Consider the following 21,472-nt stretch of genomic DNA (forward strand, 5'->3'; position numbering starts at 1 on the left):
CGCGATCACAGCGTCGCGATGAGGTCGCGCACTCGGCGCTCGATGTCGTCGCGGATCGCGCGGACCTCAACGATCGGCTGCCCGACCGGGTCGTCGAGGTCCCAGTCCAGGTACCGTCGGCCCGGAAGGATCGGGCACGCGTCGCCGCAGCCCATGGTGACGACCACGTCGGCCGCGCGGACGACCTCGTCGGTGAGCGGCTTCGGGTACTCGCCCGCGACGGGCACACCGATCTCGTCGAGGGCCGTGACGATCGGCCCGCGGACCTCGCCCGCGGGGTCGGAGCCGGCGGTGCGCACGTGGACGCGATCGCCGGCCAGGTGCCGGAGGATCGCCGACGCCATCTGCGAGCGGCCGGCGTTCTGCACGCAGACGAACAGGACCTCGGGCACCCCGGGGGCACGCCCGCCGCCGGCCCGCCCATCACCCGGATCGCGCGCGAGCGCGTCGAGGCGGTCCGCCGCGAACCTGGCCGCGAGCGAGGCGACGTGTCGGCCGCCGTCCGGGCGGGACGCGAGCAGGTCGTAGCTCTCCCGCACGTAGCGCTCGACGGTCTCGGCGCCGAAGACGCCGCGATAGCGATCGCCGAGGTCGCGCGCGACCCGGTCCAGGACCGGGTCGACGGGCGCCCCGCTGTCGACGCCGCCGAACATCTCCGCGAGCCGATCGGCGCGTTCCGGCGCGAGCGAGTACCAGGTCCGACGTCCGTCGGGCCGCCGGGCGACCATCCCCTCGTCGAACAGCGCCTTCATGTGATGACTCACGGTCGGCTGCCGGAGCCCGAGTTCCTCCGCGAGCCGGCCGACGAGCACTCGGCCGTCCGGTGCGTCGAGGATGCTCCGCAGGATCCGCGCACGCGTCGCATCGGCGACGAGCCGGAGCTCGCGTGCGGCCTCCGCCGTGGCATCCATAGATGGGAGTCTATGTCGCGGAGTTCGCCTCCCGGGTCAGCGGCAGCAGCCGGACTGCGCCGCACCGGAGGCGGCGGGCTCGGTGGCGCAGGATGCCCCGTCGCCGGGCAGACCCGTCGAGCAGACGCCCGTGGCCGGCAACTCGAGCTCGACGACGGTCGCCGCGGCGAGGTCGCCCGCGATCCACGCCGTGATCGAACGGACCTGCTCGTATCCGGTCGCGAGCAGGAAGGTCGGCGCACGCCCGTAGCTCTTCATGCCGGCCAGGAAGAAGTTGGGCTCGGGATGCGCCAGTTCGGCGATTCCGTGCGGCTCGACCGTGCCGCACGTGTGCACGTTCGGGTCGATGAGCGGGGCCAGCCGCTTCGGCGCCTCGACCACCTCATCGAGCTCGAGGCGGATCTCGCGCAGCATGTCGAGGTCCGGCCGGAACCCGGTGGCGTTCACCACGAGGTCGGTCTCGTGCTCGACGAGTTCGCCGCCGCGGAGCCCGGTGAGGCGCACGCCGCCCTCGGTGCGGTCGAGCCGGATGGTCTCGAACCGGTCGACGACCGCGATCCGGCCGGTTCGGACGAGCGCGTCCACGCGTCGCCCGATCGAGGCGCGGGCGGCGAGGCCGTCGTCGTCGGACGTGGTGACGCGCACCGCGCTCGAATTGCGGATGAGCCAGGTGATCCGCGTGTCGGGCTCCTGCTCCGCGAGCTCCGCCAGCGCGAGCAGCGTGTTGGCGGCGGAGTGGCCCGCGCCCGCCACGGTCGTGCGCCGGCCGGCGAACCGCGCACGTTCCCGGCCGAGCACGTCGGGCAGCGCGTGGCTGACCCGATCGGCGACGTCGGCGAGGCCGAGCGGCTCGAGCCCCGACGACGACAGGCTGTTCGGATGGTCGGTCGTGCCCGAGGCGTCGATCACCGCGCGCGCGGTGATCTCCTCGACGCCGGCAGCGGTGCGCACTCGGAGGAGGAACGGCGTCGCGGCTCGGCGGTCGGTGCGGGTGCGGTCCATGCCCTGCCGGGTGATCGCCGCGACGGTCGCGCCGGTGCTGATGCGGGACGCGATCGGCCCGAGCGCCGCGAGCGGCTCGAGGTAGCGCTCGACGAGTTCGGTGCCGGTGGGGAGGGCGTCGGGTTCGGGCAGCACCCAACCGGTCGCCTCGAGCAGTCGGCGCGAGGCCGGATCGACCACGTGACGCCACGGGGAGAAGAGGCGCGTGTGGCCCCATTGCCGGATGCCCCCGGCGACCGCGTCGCTCGCCTCGAAGACCACGAAGTCGATGCCGCGTTCGACGAGGTTGGCTGCGGCGGCCAGCCCGATCGGGCCGGCGCCGACGATCGCGACGGGCAGGGAGTCGAGGGTGCGCGGACGCAGGCTCGGGACGGTGAGGTCGAGCAGGGTCATGATCGGGCGGCTCCTATGTATCGATGAACTTCGATACAGAGTGTCGCCCCATCCATCGAAGTTTGTCAATGTTCGGCTAGCATGGGTCGCATGTCCCCGACGTCGCTCCCGGTGATCCAGCCCGACGCGGCGTGCTGCACTCCGCTGACGCGCGAGGCGATCGACGCCGACCGCGCGACGGACCTCGCGCACAAGCTCAAGGCGCTCGCCGACCCGACCCGGCTGCGCCTCGTCTCGATCGTCGCGGCATCCGAGGGCGGGGAAGCGTGCGTCTGCGACCTCATCGAGCCCGTCGGGCTGAGCCAGCCGACCGTGTCGCACCACCTGAAGATCCTCATGCAGGCCGGGTTCCTGACCCGCAGCAAGCGCGGCACGTGGGCGTACTACCGGCTCGTCCCGGGCGCGCTCGCCCAGCTCTCGCAACTGCTCGACGTCACCGCCTCGAGGTGACCGGCCGCTCGACCGCGCAGCGCCGGCTCGGAGTCCGGCTCGGTGCGCTGTCGGTCGGGCAGCTCGTCAGCTGGGGCATCCTCTACTACGCCCTGATCGTCGCCGCGCCCGCGATCGCCGCGGAGACGGGCTGGACGCTCCCTGCGATCACCCTGGCCTTCTCCGCGGGGCTCACCGTCTCGGCGCTCTCCGGCATCCTCGTCGGGCGGTGGCTTGACCATCGCGGCCCGAGGCTCATCATGACCGCCGGCGCGCTCATCGGCGCCATCGGGCTGGTGGTCGTGAGCGCGGCGCCGAACCTCGTCGTCTTCGCGGCCGGCTGGCTCGTCTGCGGACTCGGGCAGTCGGCAGTGCTGTACCAGGCCGCCTTCACCGTGGTCACGCGCCGGCACGGCGACGGCCGGCGGACGGCCATGACGATCCTCACGCTCGCCGGCGGTCTCGCATCGACCGTGTTCGCGCCGATCGTCGCGGGACTGCTCACCCGCCTCGACTGGCGCGCGACCTTCCTCGTGCTCGCGATCGTGCTCCTGGCGCTGACCCTGCCACTGCACTGGTGCTTCCTCGAGCGCGACTGGGCGACGCTGCCCCCGATCCGACCCGACGAACCGGTCCACCGGGTCGGATCGGTGGTGCGGACCCGGCGATTCTGGGCGTTGGAGACCTCGATGGTCGCGCTCGCCATCGCGGTGTTCAGCGTGACGCTCGCCGTCATCCCGCTCTACATGGAGAAGGGCCTCTCGTACGAGCTCGCGGCCTGGGCGCTCGGGTTGCTCGGCGCCGGGCAGGTCATCGGTCGACTCGTCTACGTGGTGCTGCCGCACCGGACCGCACCGTGGGTGGCGCTCGCCACGACGTCCGGGCTCGCGGCGGTGCTGCTCGGCCTGATGGCGCTCGTGCCGGGACCGCCGTGGCTGCTCATCGCCATCGGGGTTGCCGCGGGAGCCGTCCGCGGGGCGCAGACGCTCGTCCAGGGTTCCTCGGTCGCCGATCGGTGGGGGACGCGGAACTACGGGTCGATCAACGGCGTGGTCGCGGCCCCGATCACGGCGGTCTCCGCGCTCGGGCCCGCACTCGGGCCCCTCGTGGTGGGCGCGGTCGGGAGCTACTCGGCGATGGCGATCATCATGGCCGGCTTCGCCCCGATCGCGTTCGTCGCGGCGCGATGGTCGTGAGACGGAGTGCGACGGCCCTCGAGGTGGGCCGTCGGATCTGGACCGGCGCGAACGCCCGAGAATAGAATTCCGTCGAGTGATCTCGGCGTGGACCCGCTGCGAAACCGACGAGTTCCCGTCGACCGTGTCGAGCGCCCGTTGGACCGGGATGCATTGGTGGGAGGCTGCCGATGGGGTTCTTCGTCTTCGACGACAACCGTCCGATCCAGCTCGATGATCGGGTCCTCGCGCACCTGCAGGTCGTGATCATCGACAAGCTCCGCCGCAACGAGTCGTTCGAATTGGCCCTGCAGCGCAACGGCGTCCTGGTGTCGATGTGGGTGAACTGCCAGATGCCCATCGAGTTCGTCTACGAGGGGAACCGCCAGCCCCGGATCAACTGGCGCTGGGCGCAGGTGATGTCCGCGGAGGCCGGCTTCTCGGGAACGCTCAGGCTGCTCCCGGAACCGGTCGAGGCAGGGCCGACCCGGGTCGAGGCATCCTCGCCCGCCGTCGAGGCGGACGCGGACCGGCCCGACGCGGCGGACGCGGCCGGGCCCGACGCGGAGGGACCGCATCGATCCGCGTGACCGGGTGACCGGGTGACGTCATGCGTGACGACGGACGGCTCGACATAGGTTAGGCTCAGCTAACCCCAATCCGTTTCCACCCCGGAGTCGACCGTGTTCGCGAACTACCTCATCGGCCTGCGCGAAGGCCTCGAGGCCGGCCTCGTCGTCGGCATCCTCGTCGCGTACCTCGGCAAGCTGGGCCGGCGCGATCTGCTGGGGCGGCTCTGGATCGGCATCGGACTCGCGATCGCGGTCTCGCTCGGCGTGGGCGCGGTGCTCACGTGGGGCCCGTACGCGATGACCTTCCAAGCGCAGGAGATCCTCGGCGGCGTCCTCTCGCTCCTCGCCGTCGCGCTCGTCACCTGGATGACCTTCTGGATGGGCACGCACGGCGCCGGGCTCTCGAAGGAACTCCGCGGCCGAGTCGACGACGCCGTCGACCGGTCGTGGGTCGCGCTCGTCGTGCTCGGAGCGCTCGCCGTCGGCCGCGAGGGCATCGAGACCGCCCTGTTCGTGTGGGCGAACGTCGCCGGCGGCGACGACGCCGTCTCCGGCACCGCCGGCGCGGTGCTCGGCATCCTCACCGCCGTCGCCCTCTCGTGGGGCATCTCCAGGGGCTCGTCCGGTTCAACCTCGGCACCTTCTTCACCTGGACCGGCCTGTTCCTCATCTTCGTCGCCGCCGGCGTGCTCGCCTACGGCATCGGCGACCTGCAGGAGGCCTCCGTGATCCCGGGCGCCGGTGCGCCCGCCTACAGCCTCGCCGGCGTCATCCCGCCGGGCGGATGGCTCGACACGGTCCTCGGCGGCATCTTCAACTTCACCCCCGAACCCACGTGGGCGCAGGTCGTCGGCTGGGTCGCGTACGTCGCGACCACCGTGAGCCTGTACCTCGCGATGCTGAACCGGCGCCGCCGCCCCGGCACGCCGCCCGTCAAGGCCACGACCCCCATCGTGGCATCCCCCCTCAGGAGCGCTTCGTGATCCGTCGCCCCCTCGCTGCCGTCGGCGCAGCGACCGTCCTCGCGCTCGCGCTCAGCGGCTGCGTCGCCAAGAGCGACCTCGCCGAGGCGATCGCCGTCGACATCACCGACGACGCGTGCGCCGTCGCGACCCCCACCGCGACCGCCGGCGCCGTCACGTTCGCGCTCGCGAACACCGGCAGCGACGTCAACGAGTTCGAGATCCTCGCCGAGGACCAGCTCCGCATCGTCGGCGAGAAGGAGAACGTGACCCCCGGCCAGGAAGTCGCGTTCACGGCCCAGCTCGAGCCCGGCACCTACTACACGGCCTGCAAGTTCCAGCAGGTCGGGGCACCGGTCGGGCTCGCGGAGTTCACGGTGACCGGCGAGGCATCCGCTGTCTCGGCCGACGAGCAGGAACTCGCCGACCAGGCCGTCGCCGAGTACCTCGCGTACGTGCGCTCGCAGGCCTCGGAGCTGCTGCCGCAGGTCGAGGCGTTCGCCGCGGCCTACGCCGCGGGCGACGACGACACCGCCCGCTCGCTGTTCGCCTCGACGCGTGTCTCGTACGAGCGCATCGAGCCGACCGCGGAGGCGTTCGGCGACCTCGACCCGAAGATCGACTTCCGCGAGGTCGACGCCGTCGCCGACGGGCTCGACTGGACCGGCTTCCACCGCATCGAGAAGGACCTCTGGGCCCCCGCGCCGGGCGACCTCAACTCCGACGGGCAGGACGCCCTCGCGAACTGGACCCCGTCGACCCCGGAGCAGCGCCAGGAGTTCGCCGACGCGCTGGTCGCGGACGTCACCGAACTGCACGAACTGGTGACGGATGACTCGTTCACGGTCTCGCTCGCCGACATCTCGAACGGTGCGATCGCGCTGCTCGACGAGGTCGCCGCGGGCAAGATCACGGGCGAGGAGGACTGGTGGAGCGGCACCGACCTCAGCGACTTCGCCGCGAACGTGCAAGGCGCGGGCGTCGCGTTCGGTGCGGTGCAGGCGCTCGCCGAGTCGAAGGGCGACGACGGGGCCGCGCTGGTCGAGGAGATCGACGGGCAGTTCACGTCCCTCGAGGCCGCGCTCGCCGCGTACGGATCGCTCGAGACCGGATTCGTCGACTACGCGACGCTCACCGATGCCGACAAGAAGGCGCTGTCGGACGCCGTCAACGCCCTCGCCGAGCCGCTCTCGCAGCTGACCGCGACGGTCCTCGGGGTCTGACGATGGCCCGCGCCAGCCGAACGAAGGCCGAATCGACGACCGGCGAGCCGGCGACGGACGCCGGCGTCAGCCGGCGCGGCATGCTCGGCCTCCTCGGCGTCGGCGCGGCCGGTGCCGCGGTCGGCGCCGTCGGCGCGGCATCCGCGATCGGCGCCGCGGCCGGCGCGTCCGGCGCCGCGGCCGCGAGCTCGACCGCCTCGGGATCGCGGGCCTACGAGTTCCACGGCCCGCACCAGGCCGGCATCACGACCCCGGCGCAGGACCGGCTGCACTTCGCGGCGTTCGACGTCTCGGACGCGCTCGACCGCGACGGGCTGATGGCCCTCCTCGCGGACTGGACCGCGGCGGCCGCGCGGCTCACGCAGGGCCTGGAGGTCGAGGAGGGCGGCGCCGTCGGCGGCTCCGACTACGCACCGCCGGCCGACACCGGAGAGGCGCAGGGCCTGCCGGCGGCCGGCCTCACGATCACGTTCGGGTTCGGGCCGACGCTCTTCGTCGCCGCCGACGGCGCCGACCGGTTCGGCCTCGCCGCCCGCCGACCGTCGCTGCTCGAACCGCTCCCCCGCTTCCAGGGCGACGCGCTCGAACCCGAGCGCACCGGCGGCGACCTCTGCGTGCAGGCCTGCGCCGACGACCCGCAGGTCGCGGTGCACGCGATCCGCAACCTCAGCCGCATCGCGTTCGGCCGCGCGAGCCTGCGCTGGTCGCAGCTCGGCTTCGGCCGCACCTCGTCGACGTCGACCGCGCAGGCCACCCCGCGCAACCTCTTCGGGTTCAAGGACGGCACCGCGAACCTCAAGGTCGAGGAGCACGCGGCGGTCGAGGAGCACGTCTGGGTCGGGTCATCCGACGGGCCGGCCTGGCTCTCGGGCGGCTCCTACCTCGTCGCCCGACGCATCCGCATGGTCATCGAGAACTGGGATCGCGTGCAGCTCGGCGAGCAGGAATCGCTCGTCGGGCGCGCCAAGGGGTCCGGCGCACCGCTGTCCGGCGGCACCGAGTTCACCGAGCCCGACTTCGAGGCGGAGGGCCCGACGGGCGCGCCGCTCGTCGCACCCACCTCGCACGTCGCGCTCGCGCACCCGTCGAACAACGGCGGCGTGCGGATGCTCCGCCGCGGGTACAACTTCGTGGACGGCAATGACGCACTTGGGCGCCTGGACGCGGGCCTGTTCTTCCTCTCGTACCAGCGCTCGCCCCAGCAGTTCGTCGACGTGCAGACCGCGCTCGCGGCGGACGGCCTGAACGAGTACCTGAAGCACGTCGGGTCCGCGATCTTCGCGGTGCCCGGCGGCATCGGCGAGGGCGAGTTCGTGGGCCAGGCGCTGTTCGCCTAGGCCGGACCCTCAGATCGCGATCGCGCCCGTCATCAGCCCGACGAGCGCCCACACCGCCATCGCGACCGCGAGCGCGAACACGACGGCCTCGCCGCGCGTGAACACGCGCAGCCCCTGCTCGCGTCGGGCGAGGACGTAGAGGATCGAGCCGGGCACGAGGATCAGGAACGAGACCACGAAGTACTGCGCACCGCCCGCGATCAGCAGGAAGACGGTGTACACGGTCGCCAGCCCTGCGACGAGCAGGCCACGGCGCGATCGGCCCGCGGGATCGTCGCCCCATCGCGTCTCGAGCTTCAGCCCGTAGCCCGCGCTCAGCGCGTACGCGATGAGGCAGAGCGAGCTGGTGAGGCTGAACGCGAGCGTGAACGCATCCTCCGAGAACATGACCAGGACGAGCAGGACCTGCACGAGCAGGGTCGACAGGAGCAGTGCCCGGTCGGGCACGCCGTGCCGGTTCACGTCGCGGAGGAACAGCGGCACGTCGTTCTGCTTCGCCGCGGCGAAGAGCACCTCGCTCGCCATGAGCGTCCACGAGAGGTACGCCCCGAGCACGGACACGATCAGGCCGGCGCCGATGAGCAGGGCGCCCCACTCGCCGACCACGGCCTCGAGCACGCCGCCGAGCGACGGCTCGGGCAGCGCGCCGAGCTCCTCGCGCGGCAGCACGCCGTACGAGAGGAGGCTGACCGAGACGAAGAGCAGCAGCACGCCGAGGAATCCGATGATGGAGGCGCGGCCGATGTCCTGCCGCCGCCGCGCGTACCGCGAGTAGACGCTCGCGCCCTCGACGCCGAGGAAGACGAACACGGTCAGCAGCAGGGTCGACTGGATCTGGCTCGCGATCGAGCCCGGGTCGGGCGAGCCGTCGCCGCCCCACAGGTTCGCCTCGAAGATGCGGCCGTCGAAGCCCGCGAACACGACGATCGCGATGAACGTGAGGAGGGGCACGAGCTTCGCGACCGTCACGACGACGTTCACGAACGCGGCTTCGCGGATGCCCCGCCGGATGAGCAGGTGGAACCCCCACAGGCCGATGGTCGACACGACGATCGCGGCGGGCGTGTTCCCGGCGCCGAGCCCGGGGAACAGGCCGCTCAGCGTCGAGCAGATGAGCACCCAGTAGGTGACGTTCCCGGCGCACGCGCTCGCCCAGTAGCCGAACGCGGAGAAGAACCCGAGGTAGTTGCCGAAGCCCGCCTTGGCGTAGGCGAAGATGCCCGCGTCGAGGTCGGGCTTGCGGGTCGCGAGCCGTTGGAGCACGAGGACGAACGTGAGCATGCCGGCGCCGGCGAGCGCCCAGGCGATGACGGCGCCGATGACGCCGGTCGCGCCGCCGAAGGTGGACGGGAGCGAGAAGACGCCGGCGCCGACCATCGAGCCGACGACCATCGCGGCCAGTGCGAGGACGGGCAGCGTCTTCGCCTCGGTCGTCCCACGGCTCATCGCGGCCCCCGCCCCTCGGTGCGCCGCGGGCTCCCCCGCCCGCGTCAGCCAGAGTCTATCGACGTCGCCCGGCCCGGCCGCCGCCTCACCAGCGCGGCGGACCGGCCGCGATGCGGGTGCGCGCGTAGTCGGCGATGCGATCCGGCGTCACCGACCAGTCGGCCTCGAGCCACCAGGTCGCGCCGGCCTCGGCCCACGGTCGCACGCGCGCGGCGTCGGCCGCGGCGTCCGTCCCGCCGGTCGTGCCCTCCTGCGTGACGTCGAACGGCCGGTCGGCGAGGCCGAGCCGGGCGCGCTCGTCACGCAGCCACGCGATCGCCTCGGCGGCGACCGCGGGCGTGTAGCCGGGCGCCTCGGGCGTGACCGGGGTGCCGGGCGGCGCGTAGTTCGGGATCCAGCCGTCGTACCGGGCGACGCGCCGCATGGACTTCGGCGCGGGCCACACGCCGACCACCCAGGTCGGGATCCGCGGCTGCTGCACGGGGGGCGGCGGGATCAGCCGTTCGGTCGGTCGCATCCGCCAGTGCCGCCCGTCGAATCCGGAGGCATCGCGCCGCCACAACCGCTCGATGAGGTCGAGCGACTCGTCCAGCCGTTCCGCGCGCTCGCGCCGGCCGGGGTCGTCCTCGAAGAGCCAGAACCGTTCCTCGGCCGTCTGCGGCACGCCCAGCCCCGCGGAGAGGATGACGCGCCCGCCCGAGAGCCGGTCGACCGTGGCAGCCTGCGATGCGAGCTCCCATGGCCGCCGCCGCGGCACGGGGGTCAGCATGGTGCCGAGCCGGATCGCGTCGGTGCGGACCGCGGCCGCGGCGAGGACCGACCAGGGGTCGGTCGCCCAGATCCCCTCCCAGACGAAGAACGCGTCCCACCCCGAGCGCTCGGCGAGCGCGGCCAGTTCGACCGCGACGACCGGGTCGTCGCCCGGGTAGATGAATCCGAACCGCATGGGCCGAGGCTACGCCTCGCGACCCACATCGGCTTGCGCCGGAGCGGGCGACCGCTAGCATGTGAGGTAAGCCTTACCAAACCCGCATTCGAGAGGCATCCGATGACGATCGCTCCCCCCACGACGCCGACATCGGCCCCCGCCGCGACCGAGCCGCTCGACGTCGCCGCGCTCGTCCGCGCCGCCTCGGCCGACGACCACCGCGCCGCCGAGAGCCGCGGGTTCATCACGGCGCTCATGGGCGGGCAGCTCTCGCTGGCCGACTACACCCGCTACCTCGCGCAGTTCGCCTGGGTCTACGAGGCGCTCGAGTCGCGCGGCGCGCGCGCGGGCGACCCGGACGTGTTCGACCCCGCGCTCGCCCGGCTCGCCGCGATCGAGTCGGACCTCACCGCCCTCGGGGCATCCGACTGGCGCGAGACGCATCCCGCGCTCCCGGCGACCGCGGCGTACGCGACGCACCTGCGCGCCGTCGCCGACGACGACGTGCGCTACCTCGCCCACCACTACACGCGCTACCTCGGCGACCTGTCCGGCGGCCAGGCGATCGCGGCGCTCGTCGCCCGCCACTACGGTGCGACGCCCGACCAGCTCGCCTTCTACGCCTTCGACCTCGGCGAGGACGGCCCGGTCCGTTACAAGCGCCGCTACCGCGCCGCCATGAACGCGCTCGCGCTCGAACCGGCCGAGGTCGACCGGCTCGTCGCGGAGGTGCGCGAGTCGTTCCGGCTCAACAGCGCCATCTTCGAGGCGCTCGCGGCCTGACCGTGGCGCCGATCGCGGCCTGCGACCGGGTGGATGCCCCGCCGCGCCGCACCGCGGACGCGCGCGCGTCATCCCGGCGGATGATTCAGGGCCGGCACCCGGCCGCCGCGCAGCCCGGCTCGGTAGACTGCTCGCACACCGCCGCCCGTGACGCGGCACCGCCGCGCCCGACGACAGGAGCACCCCTGTGATCCACACCGCCCTCATCCCGTGGCTCGACCCCGAGACGATCATCTCCGGGGCCGGACCGTGGGCGCTGCTGGTGGTCTGCTTCATCATCTTCGCCGAGACCGGACTGCTCGTCGGGTTCCTGCTCCCGGGCGACACGCTCCTGGTGATCTCGGGCCTGCTCTCGCACCCGCTGCCGGGCTCGGACCACGGCGTGTTCGGCATCTCGGTGTGGTGGGTGTCGCTGCTCATCGGGCTCTCGGCGTTCATCGGCGGCGAGGTCGGCTACTACATCGGCCACAAGGCGGGTCCGGCGATCTTCGAACGCAAGGAATCGGGCCTGTTCAGCGTGAAGAACGTCGAACGCACGAACTCCTTCTTCGAACGGTTCGGCGGCGTCACCGTGATCCTCGCGCGCTTCGTGCCGATCGTGCGCACCTTCGCGCCCGTCGCCGCGGGCGTCGGCCACATGGGCAAGGGCAAGTACACGCTCTTCAACCTCATCGGCGCGGTGCTCTGGGGCTTCGGCCTCACGATGTTCGGCTACGCGATCGGGTTCATCCCGTTCATCGGCGACTTCGTCAAGGAGTACATCGACCTCATCCTGCTCGCCGCCGTCGGCGGCACCGCCCTCGTCACGCTCTGGCACTACCTGCGCGAGCGCTCGAAGGCGAGGAAGGCCGAGGCCTCCGGCGAGGACGTCGTGACCGACCACGACGAGGCCGAGCACCTCGTGCTCGACCCGGACGTGTTCGAGCACCCGCACCCCCACCACGACGAGCCGAACGAGCGCTAGCCCCGGCGGGCTCGCCCGGCACGCTCAGGCGTGCGACGGATGCTCGTGCGCGGCGTGTTCGGCGGACTCGAGCTGGAACGTCGAGTGCGCCACGTCGAAGTGCTCCTCGAGGCACTCGCCGAGCTGCGTCAGCAGGCAGCCGCGGCGCTCCCCGACGAGCGCCTCCGGCTCGGCGATCACGTGCGCGCTGAAGACGTACGCGCCCGTCGTGATCGCCCACACGTGCACGTCGTGGACGCCGGTCACGCCGGGCGTCTCGAGGATGTGGGCCCGGATCTCGCCGATGCTCGTCTCGGCGGGCACCGCCTGGCTGAGCACGCGCGTCACGTCCCGCAGCAGCAGGATCGCGCGCGGCACGATGAGCGCCGCGACGAGCAGCGAGGCGATCGGGTCGGCCGCGACCCACCCGGTCACCACGATGACGCCCGCGGCGGCGATGACGAACAGCGAGCCGATCGTGTCGCCGAGCACCTCGAGGTAGGCCCCGCGCACGTTGATCGACTCGCGCGAGCCGCCGCGGAGCACGAGCAGCGCCGCGATGTTCGCGACGAGGCCCGCGACGGCCACGGCGAGCATGACCCCGCCCTCGACCTCGTGCACCTCGCCCTGCGCGCCCTCGACCAGGCGCCCGACGGCGCTCACCGCGACGGTCGCGGCGACGACGAGGAGCAGCACGCCGTTCACGAGCGCCCCGAAGACCTCGAACCGCTGGAAGCCGTACGTCTGGCGCTCGTTCGCCGGCCGGGCCGCCACGACCGCGGCGATCAGCGCGACCACGAGCCCGATGACGTCGCCGGCCATGTGCCCGGCGTCCGCGAGCAGCGCGAGCGACCCGCTCAGCAGGCCGCCGACGACCTGCGCGACGAGGAACGTCGCGATGATCGCGATCGCGACGACGAGGCGGGTCCGGTTCGCGGATGCCCCGTGCGAGTGGTCGTGCGTGTGGCCCATCGACTCGATGGTACGTCGCCCGAGCGCCGGCGCCGCGCCGTCCGGGCGCTCAGCGCCCTTCGGCGAGCACCGCCTGCAGCTGCGGGATGAGCGCGTCGAAGGCGCGGCCGCGGTGGCTCTCGGCATCCTTCTGCTCGGGCCGCAGCTCGGCGACCGTCACCTCGTGCCCGACGGGCTCGAAGATCGGGTCGTAGCCGTGCCCGTACGAGCCGCGCGGCTCGTACGCGATCGACCCGTGCCAGTCGCCCTCGGCGAGGTACTCGCGGGCGTCGGCGCCGTCCCGACCGGGCACGACCAGGGCGATCGTGCAGTGGAAGTGCGCGCCGCGGTCCGGCCGCTTCACGTCGCCGAGTTGCGCGAGCAGGAGCCGCAGGTTCGCGTCGGCGTCCGCGTGCCGGCCCGACCAGCGCGCCGAGAAGATCCCGGGGGCGCCGCCCATGAGGTCGACGCACAGCCCCGAGTCGTCCGCGAGCGCGATGCGGCCGGTGTACTCGGCGGCGGCGCGCGCCTTGATCAGCGCGTTCTCGTCGAACGAGCGGCCGTCCTCGACGGGCGCGGGGCCCTCGTACGCCAGCACGACGACGCCCGGGATGCGCGCGCCGAGCATCCGCTGGAACTCGTCGATCTTGCCCTGGTTCTGCGTCGCGAGGACGAGTTCGACGGGCGAGGCATCCACCGTCGTCACTCCCCGCCCTGGGCCGCGAGCGCGGCGACCTGGATCTTCGAGAGATCGGCGGTCCCGCCGAGCGCGAGGTCGAGCAGCGCGTCGAGCTCGCGTCGGTCGAACGGCGCGCCCTCGGCGGTGCCCTGCACCTCGACGAAGAGGCCGCGCCCGGTCGCGACGACGTTCATGTCGGTCTCGGCGCGCACGTCCTCGACGTACGCGAGGTCCAGCATGGGCGTGCCGTCGATGATGCCGACCGAGACCGCCGAGACGGTGTCGATGAGCGGGGTCGACCGCTGGCCGATGAACTTCCGCTCGCGCGCCCACTCGATCGCGTCGGCGAGCGCGACGTACGCGCCCGTGATCGCCGCGGTGCGCGTGCCGCCGTCGGCCTGCAGCACGTCGCAGTCGATCTGGATCGTGTTCTCGCCGAGCGCCTTCGTGTCGACGACCGCTCGCAGGCTGCGGCCGATGAGCCGGCTGATCTCGTGCGTGCGCCCGCCGATCCGGCCCTTCACGCTCTCGCGGTCGTTGCGCGTGTTCGTGGAGCGCGGCAGCATCGCGTACTCGGCGGTGACCCAGCCCTTGCCCGAGCCGTTCATCCAGCGCGGCACGCCGTTCGTGAAGCTCGCGGTGCACAGCACCTTCGTGCGGCCGAACGAGATGAGCGCGCTGCCCTCGGCGTGCGCGCTCCAGCCGCGTTCGATGGTCACCTCGCGCAGCGCGTCGGGCGCGCGCCCGTCGGCGCGCACGATCGCGGGCGCGGCGGATGCCTCGGTGCTGGCGGATGCCTCGGTCATCGGATCTCCTGTCGAAGGTGGGAGGGAATCGTGATCGCGCCGGTCTGGACGAGCTCGACGCTCGGGATCTCGGGTGCGATGAGTCGGTGCGCGAGGTCGAGGAAGGCGCTGGTGGAGTCGCCCGTCGCCTCGTAGCGGTACGTGGGCGGGGTCACCGTCGTGCGACGCTCGAGCCCGCTCGACACGAGCACGCGGTAGACGTCGCTCGCGGTCTCGACGTCGCTCGAGACGAGCGACACCTGCTCGCCCATGACGTACGAGATGGCGCCCTTCAGGAACGGGTAGTGCGTGCAGCCGAGCACGAGCGTGTCGACCTCGGCCCGCTGCAGCGGCGCGAGGTACTCCTCTGCGACGGCGAACAGCTCGTCGCCGCTCGTGATGCCGGCCTCGACGAACTCGACGAACCGCGGGCACGCCTGCGTGAACAGCTCGAGGTGCGGGGCCGCGGCGAACGCGTCGTCGTAGGCGCGCGACTGGACGGTGCCGACGGTCCCGATCACGCCGACGCGGCCGTTCCTCGTCGTGGCGACCGCGCGCCGGACGGCCGGCTGGATCACCTCGACGACGGGCACGTCGTAGCGCTCGCGCGCGTCGCGCAGCATCGCCGCCGACGCGGTGTTGCAGGCGATCACGAGCATCTTCACGCCCTGCGCGACGAGGTCGTCGAGCACCGCGAGCGCGTACCGGCGGACGTCCGCGATGCGCTTGGGGCCGTAGGGCGAGTGCGCCAGGTCGCCGATGTAGAGGATGGACTCGTTCGGCAGCTGGTCCTTCACCGCACGGGCCACGGTGAGCCCGCCGACGCCGGAGTCGAAGATCCCGATCGGTGCATCCGTCACGAGTTCCAAGCCTAGACGCTCGGCCGCACCGCCCCGGGTGCGCGGCCGGCGGACGCAGTGCGAGCGGATGCCCCGCCGCCCCGTTCGCGGCGCGCGCTCGCTAGGCTTCGGATCGTGACCGGCTCACCTGCCCTCCTCACCGACCGCTACGAGCTCACGATGGTCGATGCCGCGCTGCACGACGGCACCGCGCACCGTCGGAGCCTCTTCGAGGCGTTCGCCCGGAGCCTTCCCGGCGGGCGCCGCTACGGCGTCGTCGCGGGCACGGGCCGCGTGCTCGAGCTGATCGAGCGCTTCCGCTTCGGGGATGCCGAGCTCGAGTGGCTGCGCGCGCAGGAGTTCCTGCGGCCCGCGACGCTCGACTGGCTCGCCGACTACCGGTTCACGGGCGACATCTGGGGGTACCGGGAGGGCGAGGCGTACTTCCCGGGTTCGCCGCTCGTGTCGATCGAGGCGCCCTTCGCCGAGGCGGTCGTCCTCGAGACGCTCGTGCTGTCGGTGCTCAATTCCGACTCGTCGGTCGCGAGTGCTGCGGCGCGCATGGTGTCGGTCGCGCTCGGGCGACCGATCGCGGAGATGGGCTCGCGTCGCACAGGCGAGCGATCGGCGGTCGCCGCCGCGCGTGCGGCGTGGATCGCCGGATTCGAGGCCACGAGCAACCTGGAGGCCGGTCGCACCTGGGGCATCCCGACCATGGGTACGGCCGCGCACGCGTTCACGCTCCTGCACGACACCGAGGAGGGGGCGTTCCGCTCCCAGGTCGAGGCGTTCGGCCCCGCGACCACGCTCCTGATCGACACGTACGACATCGCCGCCGGCGTGGAGACCGCGGTGCGGGTCGCGGGCACGGCGCTCGGCGCCATCCGCATCGACTCGGGCGACCTGCCCGCCGTCGTCGCGGCGGTGCGTGCGCAGCTCGACGGGCTGGGCGCGGTCGACACGCGGATCACGGTCACGAGCGACCTCGACGAGTTCACGATCGCCGCGCTGTCCGGCTCGCCGGTGGACTCGTACGGCGTGGGCACGTCGGTGGTCACGGGGTCGGGGCATCCGGCCGCCGGCATGGTCTACAAGCTCGTGGCTCGCCACGACGACGCCGGCGACTGGGTGCCGGTCGCGAAGGCGTCGGCGGCGAAGGCCAGCGTCGGCGGGCGGAAGAGCGCCGCCCGGCGACTCGACGCGAGCGGCATCGCGCGGGAGGAGATCGTCCACCTCGGCGACGGGCCGGGCGGCGCGCACGAGTTCGAGCCTGGCGACGAGCTGCGCCCGTTGATGGTCCGGCTCATGGCCGGCGGGGTCGCCGATCCCGCCTTCACGGGCGTCGCGGGAACTCGAGCGGCGCGCGATCACCGGGCGTCGGCGATGCAGGAACTGCCGATCGGCGCGTTCCGCCTCGGTCGCGGCGAACCCGCGATCCCGACGACGTACCGCTGACCTCGCGGTGGACGCGTGTCCGCCGGACGGCGGCGCCGACGGGGACCTCGCGGTGCGCTAGCCCCGCTTCATCCGCTCGTAGATCTCCTTGCAGGTCGGGCACACCGGGAACTTCTCGGGGTCCCGGCCCGGGGTCCACTTCTTGCCGCAGAGCGCCTTCACGGGCTTGCCCGTGACCGCCGACTCGAGGATCTGCTCCTTCTTGACGTAGTGGGAGAAGCGCTCGTGGTCGCCCGGCTCGAAGTGCTGCTCGTCCTCGAGCAGCTTCTCGAGCTCGCGGTCCAGCACCGAGGTGCCTCCGCCGGGCTGGTCGGGGTCGGCGATGCTGGCGCGGAAGTCGTGGGACATGGCCACGATTCTACGCGGCTACGCGCGCAGGGCGGCCGCGAGCATCTCGGGCCCGCGGCGGTCGAACACGAGGCCGCCGACCCCGACGCCGAAGCCCAGGACGACCACGCCGATGCCCGTGCCAGCGGCGAGCGAGACCAGGTGCCAGTCCGGGTCGACGGTCAGCCCGAGCCAGCCGAACCACAGCGCCGGCAGCGCGAAGACGATCGAGCACAGGAGCGTGAACGACTGCACCACGGCCGTGGTCGTCCCCGTCGACTGGGGCTGCATGAACGGGCTGTCGCCGGGCTTCACGACCGGGTACGGGAAGCGCGCGGAGCTGATCGCGCCGATGCCGAGCCCTGCGAACAGCAGCGACGCGCTCACGCCGACGACCGAGGGCGTGATACGCCAGTCGTCGAGCACGATCGCCGTGACGGCGCTGCCGACGCCCACGACGACGATCCCGACGACGAGCACCGGCAGGATCCGCCCGAAGCGGTCGGTCCAGCCGCGCATGCCCGAGGTGACGTGCAGCCAGATCGCGGTCGAGTCGTAGGCCGTGTCGTTGTGCAGCAGCCAGCCGATGAAGAGCGCCAGGAGCGGCACCGGGATGAGCGGGAGATAGCCGCTCGGCAGCCCGGCGAGCGCGAGCGGCACGACGACGAGCACCGGCACGATCGGCAGCACGAGGATCGAGACCCAGTACCGCGGGTCGCGGAACCAGTAGGTGAGCGCGCGCGACGAGACGACGCCGACCGCGGTGCCGGGGCCGCGGTCGAACCACCCGAGCCCGCGGTACGCGCGTCGCGATGCCGCGCGGCCCGGCGTCACGAGCATGCGCGCGACGAGCCGTTCCCACCCGAGCCAGAGCACCGCGAGCGTCGCGGCGGCGATCAGGCCCTTGAGGAACGCGGGCCCCCAGGCGCCCGCGGCCGCGTCGCCGGGCACCGCGAACGCGGCGCCGAGCGGCGTCCACGACAGGATGCCCCCGAGCGACTCGAGCACGCGGACCTGCGATCCCGACCAGTCGATCGACGCGACGACCGCGGCGACCGGGGCGAGCACGACGACGACGAGCACCGCGACGACCAGCCCGGCGTCCCGCGCCCGCCGCGTCGAGAGCGCGAGCGACGCGAAGCCGGTCGCCACGCGCGCCGCGAGCAGGCAGGTCGCAAGGGCGAGCGCGGCCGAGACGATGGCCAGCAGCGTCTCCCCGACGCCGCGCGACCACGTCGCCACGAACCCGACCAGCACCACGGTGAGCGCGAACGCCGGGATCCCGACGAGCGCCGTGAGCCCGACGCCGATCGCGAGCCGTCGGGCCGGCAGCCCGAACAGCGAGAAGCGTCGCGGGTCCATCGCATCGTCGGCGCCGAAGATCAGCGGCACGACGATGAATCCGATGACCGTGACGGAGCCGCCGACGACGATCGCGTCGCGGAGGAGGGCGACGTCGGGCGCGAAGCGCGCCGCGACGAGCATGCCGGCGACCAGGAGCGCGAGTCCGAGTCCGTAGATCAGGCCGAGGACGATGCCGACGACCTGCCAGGCGCTGCGGCGGAAGAGGTTCGCGAGGAGCTGGAGCTTCAGTCGGAGAAACTGTGCAGCCATTCCATCCCCTCTGCGGCCTTGATGCCTCCGGCGAGCTCGACGAAGCGGTCCTCGAGCGGCGCGCCCAGGCGCACCTCGTCGAGCGTCCCCGCTGCGAGCACGCGCCCGGCGATCACGATCGCGACGGAGTCGCAGACCCGTTCGATGAGGTCCATGCCGTGGCTCGAGAGGACCACCGTCCCGCCGCCCGCGACGTACCGCTCGAGGATCTCGGTGAGCTTCGAGGCCGACACGGGGTCGACCGACTCGAACGGCTCGTCGAGCACGAGGAGGCGCGGTGCGTGGATGAGCGAGCACGCGAGCGCGAGCTTCTTGGTCATCCCGGTCGAGTAGTCGGCGACGAGCCGGTCGATCGCGTCCTCGAGCCCGAAGGCCGCGACCAGGTCGGCGCTGCGATCGCGGACCGTGCGGGCGTCGAGGCCCCGCAGGATCCCCGAGTAGTAGAGGAGCTGGGCGCCCGTGAGCCGGTCGAAGAGACGCAGCCGGTCGGGCAGCACGCCCGTCGCGTGCTTGGCCGCGCTCGGGTCGCGCCACGCGTCGACGCCGTGGATGTGCACGGTGCCGCGATCGGGCCGGAGCAGCCCGGTGATCATCGAGAGCGTCGTCGTCTTGCCCGCGCCGTTCGGGCCGACCACGCCGAAGAACGATCCCGCGCGCACGCTGAGCGAGATGCCGTCGACCGCGGTGTTCGAGCCGAACCGCTTGACGAGGTCGACGACCTCGAGCACGACGGGCGCGCTCTCGGGCGGCGCCGGCCGGGCCGGGCGGAGGGTCCGCTGGCGGCGGGGCGGCGTCGCGTTCGCGAGCACCGCCGCGGCGGACGCGCGCGTGATCGCCTCGGCCACGTCCTGGTCGAGGTCGGCCAGGTCGGCCGGCGCGCCGGGCGCGACGGCGACGGCCGGCTCGGGCGCGATCGGTTCGACGGATGCCTCGGGCTCGACGGATGCCCCGGGCTCGACGGACGCCTCGGGCTCGACGGATGCCGCGGGCGAGGCCTCGACCGCTTCGGCGGGCTCCGCGTCTTCGACCTCGGCCACGGGCTCGGCCTCGACTTCGACCTCGGCCACGGGCTCGGCCTCGGGCTCCCCAGCCGCCTCGACGACCTCGGGCTCGCCCGCTGCCTCGGCCGCCTCGGCCACGACCGGGGCCTCGACGACCTCGGCCTCCACCGTCTCGACTGCATCGGCGTCCGTCTTCGGCGCGGTGGCGGCGGCCGCACCGGCGGCCGCGGCGAGCGCGGCTCCGGCGGCGCCCCGGCGACGCGGCTCGGCGGTGGTCGTGTCGGTGGTCAGCGCCGCGGCGACCTGCTGGCGCTTGGCGGCCGTGGACCGGCGGCGCGTGCTGCCGGCCGTGCTGCTCGCCGACCCCGCGGCGGCGGACTCGGCCGGCGTGCGCGACGTCTTCGCGGCCGCACTGCGGGCCGACTGCGATCTCGCGGAGGCATCCCGGGACGCCGCCGTACGCTTGGAGCCCGACGTGCCGTTGCCGGCCGCGGTGCGCGGCTTCGGCGCGGGCGCGGCATCGCCCGAGGGCGTCGGCTTGGGGTTCCGCGGGCGCGGTGCCGGCTTCGGCGCGTCGCTTCCAGGAGCCTTCGCAGCGCGCGAGCGCGGTGCGGGCTTCGGCCGCGCAGCGGCTTCGTCCGGTTCGGCCATGTTCTCCCCCGTGCCGGTGCCTTCGCGAGCCTCGTCGTCCTGATGTGAGCGCGAAACGGAAGTCACCCCGCCACGCTACCAACGAGGCCGCGTCCGGCGCGCCCCCTCGGCGAAACCGCGCGTCGCGAAGCGCCTCGGGAGACCGGGCGCGGCCTGAGCGAACGCTGGGCGTCGGATCACGAAAGGGGCACGGAACAGGCCATCGGCTGTGCCGTCCCGGGGGCCGACCGGTAGGCTGGCCGAGGCATGACGGCGTGTCCACCAGTGAACTTCCGGGTGAACCGACAGCGAACGGTTCGGATCGACCAGCTCGATGCGCCTCGCTGTCACGGCATCCGAACTCCGAAGGAGATGCAGTGACGACCCAGATCGTGATCCTCGCGGCAGGCATGGGAAGCCGCCTCGGGCGGTCCCTCCCCAAGCCGTTGACCGAACTCGCCGACGGCCGCACCATCATGCGCCAGCAGTTCGACAACATCGAGCACACGTTCGGCCGCAACGCCGGCGTGACCATCGTCGTGGGCTACAAGCTCGAGCACATCATCGAGGCGTTCCCGCAGGCGTCCTTCGTCTACAACGAGGAGTACGACCAGACGAACACCTCGAAGTCGCTCATGCGCGCCCTCCAGGCCTCGCAGCCGGGCGGCGTCCTCTGGATGAACGGCGACGTCGTCTTCGACCCGCGCATCCTCGACCGGGCCCTCCCGCTCATCGCGCGCGACCAGTCGTTCGTCACCGTGAACCACGCCAAGGTCTCCGACGAGGAGGTCAAGTACACGGTCAGCGCCGAGGGCTACGTCAAGGAGCTCTCGAAGACGGTGAAGGGCGGCCTCGGCGAGGCCGTCGGCATCAACTTCATCTCCTCGCGCGACAAGGCGACCTTCCTCGCCCACCTCCAGCGCGTCGGCGACCAGGACTACTTCGAGCGCGGCCTCGAGCTCGCGATCGAGAAGAACGGCCTCCTGATCGAGCCGATGGACGTCTCGGACCTCTACGCGGTCGAGATCGACTTCGCGGAAGACCTGGAGCGGGCCAACCACTTCGTGTGATCGCACCACCACAGCAG

Annotated in this window: 20 protein-coding genes and 1 pseudogene; 10 read left to right on the forward strand and 11 right to left on the reverse strand. The window is 72.7% G+C overall.

The features are described 5' to 3' along the window. Positions 1 to 5 precede the first annotated feature (5 nt). Positions 6 to 911 (reverse strand): metalloregulator ArsR/SmtB family transcription factor, encoded by a 906-nt coding sequence (locus tag ACDF64_RS16790; protein ID WP_394552492.1) that lies wholly within the window; start codon positions 909 to 911, stop codon positions 6 to 8. A 36-nt stretch (positions 912 to 947) separates the two neighbouring features. Next, a complete protein-coding gene (locus ACDF64_RS16795; RefSeq protein WP_394552493.1) occupies positions 948 to 2,306 on the reverse strand; it encodes an NAD(P)-binding domain-containing protein in 1,359 nt (452 codons plus the stop codon). Positions 2,307 to 2,396: 90 nt separating this feature from the next. Between ACDF64_RS16795 and ACDF64_RS16800 the strand changes: the two genes are divergently transcribed. The 6 genes and pseudogenes from ACDF64_RS16800 to efeB all read left to right on the forward strand — a co-directional run bounded on the left by ACDF64_RS16800 (position 2,397) and on the right by efeB (position 8,004). Beyond that, positions 2,397 to 2,756: a metalloregulator ArsR/SmtB family transcription factor gene (locus ACDF64_RS16800; RefSeq protein WP_394552494.1), complete on the forward strand. Its 360-nt coding sequence runs from the start codon at positions 2,397 to 2,399 to the stop codon at positions 2,754 to 2,756. Further along, positions 2,753 to 3,931: an MFS transporter gene (locus ACDF64_RS16805; protein ID WP_394552495.1), complete on the forward strand. Its 1,179-nt coding sequence runs from the start codon at positions 2,753 to 2,755 to the stop codon at positions 3,929 to 3,931. Before ACDF64_RS16800 ends, ACDF64_RS16805 begins: the two co-directional genes overlap by 4 nt. Before the next feature lie 170 nt (positions 3,932 to 4,101). Continuing rightward, positions 4,102 to 4,500, forward strand: coding sequence for an ATP-dependent DNA ligase (locus ACDF64_RS16810; RefSeq protein WP_394552496.1), 399 nt, complete (start codon positions 4,102 to 4,104; stop codon positions 4,498 to 4,500). A 93-nt stretch (positions 4,501 to 4,593) separates the two neighbouring features. Then, a pseudogene (gene efeU / locus ACDF64_RS16815) lies at positions 4,594 to 5,465 on the forward strand (iron uptake transporter permease EfeU). Continuing rightward, positions 5,462 to 6,667, forward strand: a complete 1,206-nt coding sequence (gene efeO, locus ACDF64_RS16820) for an iron uptake system protein EfeO (RefSeq protein WP_394552497.1) — start codon at positions 5,462 to 5,464, stop codon at positions 6,665 to 6,667. Before efeU ends, efeO begins: the two are co-directional and overlap by 4 nt. A 2-nt stretch (positions 6,668 to 6,669) precedes the next feature. Next, the gene (efeB, locus tag ACDF64_RS16825) at positions 6,670 to 8,004 is read left to right on the forward strand and encodes an iron uptake transporter deferrochelatase/peroxidase subunit (RefSeq protein ID WP_394552498.1); all 1,335 of its coding nucleotides are present in this window, start codon (positions 6,670 to 6,672) and stop codon (positions 8,002 to 8,004) included. A 9-nt stretch (positions 8,005 to 8,013) separates the two neighbouring features. Here efeB and ACDF64_RS16830 read toward each other — a convergent pair whose 3' ends face one another. Beyond that, a complete protein-coding gene (locus tag ACDF64_RS16830; protein WP_394552499.1) occupies positions 8,014 to 9,450 on the reverse strand; it encodes a basic amino acid/polyamine antiporter in 1,437 nt (478 codons plus the stop codon). Between the two features lie 85 nt (positions 9,451 to 9,535). Further along, the gene (locus ACDF64_RS16835) at positions 9,536 to 10,396 is read right to left on the reverse strand and encodes an LLM class flavin-dependent oxidoreductase (RefSeq protein WP_394552500.1); all 861 of its coding nucleotides are present in this window, start codon (positions 10,394 to 10,396) and stop codon (positions 9,536 to 9,538) included. Positions 10,397 to 10,498: 102 nt separating this feature from the next. Here ACDF64_RS16835 and ACDF64_RS16840 point away from each other — a divergent pair, with 102 nt between their 5' ends. Then, positions 10,499 to 11,161, forward strand: a complete 663-nt coding sequence (locus tag ACDF64_RS16840) for a heme oxygenase (biliverdin-producing) (protein ID WP_394552501.1) — start codon at positions 10,499 to 10,501, stop codon at positions 11,159 to 11,161. A gap of 187 nt (positions 11,162 to 11,348) precedes the next feature. After that, on the forward strand, positions 11,349 to 12,125 hold the full coding sequence (locus tag ACDF64_RS16845; protein WP_394552502.1) for a DedA family protein: 777 nt from the start codon (positions 11,349 to 11,351) through the stop codon (positions 12,123 to 12,125). A gap of 24 nt (positions 12,126 to 12,149) precedes the next feature. Here the strand turns inward: ACDF64_RS16845 and ACDF64_RS16850 are convergent, their stop codons facing one another. From ACDF64_RS16850 to murI, 4 genes are all read right to left on the reverse strand, one after another. Then, positions 12,150 to 13,076 carry a cation diffusion facilitator family transporter gene (locus ACDF64_RS16850; protein ID WP_394552503.1) on the reverse strand — a complete coding sequence of 309 codons (927 nt, stop codon included), beginning with the start codon at positions 13,074 to 13,076 and terminating at the stop codon, positions 12,150 to 12,152. A gap of 49 nt (positions 13,077 to 13,125) precedes the next feature. After that, positions 13,126 to 13,683: a non-canonical purine NTP pyrophosphatase gene (locus ACDF64_RS16855; RefSeq protein WP_394555185.1), complete on the reverse strand. Its 558-nt coding sequence runs from the start codon at positions 13,681 to 13,683 to the stop codon at positions 13,126 to 13,128. A gap of 74 nt (positions 13,684 to 13,757) precedes the next feature. Continuing rightward, complete coding sequence (gene rph / locus ACDF64_RS16860; protein WP_394552504.1) at positions 13,758 to 14,540, reverse strand: ribonuclease PH; 783 nt, start codon at positions 14,538 to 14,540, stop codon at positions 13,758 to 13,760. After that, the gene (gene murI, locus ACDF64_RS16865) at positions 14,537 to 15,379 is read right to left on the reverse strand and encodes a glutamate racemase (RefSeq protein WP_394552505.1); all 843 of its coding nucleotides are present in this window, start codon (positions 15,377 to 15,379) and stop codon (positions 14,537 to 14,539) included. The genes rph and murI overlap by 4 nt, the downstream gene beginning before the upstream one ends. Before the next feature lie 114 nt (positions 15,380 to 15,493). Between murI and ACDF64_RS16870 the strand changes: the two genes are divergently transcribed. Continuing rightward, positions 15,494 to 16,813 carry a nicotinate phosphoribosyltransferase gene (locus tag ACDF64_RS16870; RefSeq protein ID WP_394552506.1) on the forward strand — a complete coding sequence of 440 codons (1,320 nt, stop codon included), beginning with the start codon at positions 15,494 to 15,496 and terminating at the stop codon, positions 16,811 to 16,813. 57 nt (positions 16,814 to 16,870) lie between these two features. Here ACDF64_RS16870 and ACDF64_RS16875 read toward each other — a convergent pair whose 3' ends face one another. The 3 genes from ACDF64_RS16875 to ACDF64_RS16885 are packed head-to-tail and all read right to left on the reverse strand — an operon-like array spanning position 16,871 to position 20,406. Next, a complete protein-coding gene (locus tag ACDF64_RS16875) occupies positions 16,871 to 17,161 on the reverse strand; it encodes a DUF3039 domain-containing protein (RefSeq protein ID WP_394552507.1) in 291 nt (96 codons plus the stop codon). Between the two features lie 18 nt (positions 17,162 to 17,179). Then, positions 17,180 to 18,754: a hypothetical protein gene (locus ACDF64_RS16880; RefSeq protein WP_394552508.1), complete on the reverse strand. Its 1,575-nt coding sequence runs from the start codon at positions 18,752 to 18,754 to the stop codon at positions 17,180 to 17,182. Next, entirely contained in the window at positions 18,730 to 20,406 is a 1,677-nt protein-coding gene (locus ACDF64_RS16885) for an ATP-binding cassette domain-containing protein (protein WP_394552509.1), read from the reverse strand. The genes ACDF64_RS16880 and ACDF64_RS16885 overlap by 25 nt, the downstream gene beginning before the upstream one ends. Before the next feature lie 356 nt (positions 20,407 to 20,762). Here ACDF64_RS16885 and ACDF64_RS16890 point away from each other — a divergent pair, with 356 nt between their 5' ends. After that, positions 20,763 to 21,455 (forward strand): NTP transferase domain-containing protein, encoded by a 693-nt coding sequence (locus tag ACDF64_RS16890; RefSeq protein ID WP_394552510.1) that lies wholly within the window; start codon positions 20,763 to 20,765, stop codon positions 21,453 to 21,455. The last annotated feature ends 17 nt before the right edge of the window (positions 21,456 to 21,472 follow it).

The organism is Agromyces sp. MMS24-JH15, from assembly GCF_043518605.1.
Lineage (GTDB): Bacteria > Actinomycetota > Actinomycetes > Actinomycetales > Microbacteriaceae > Agromyces.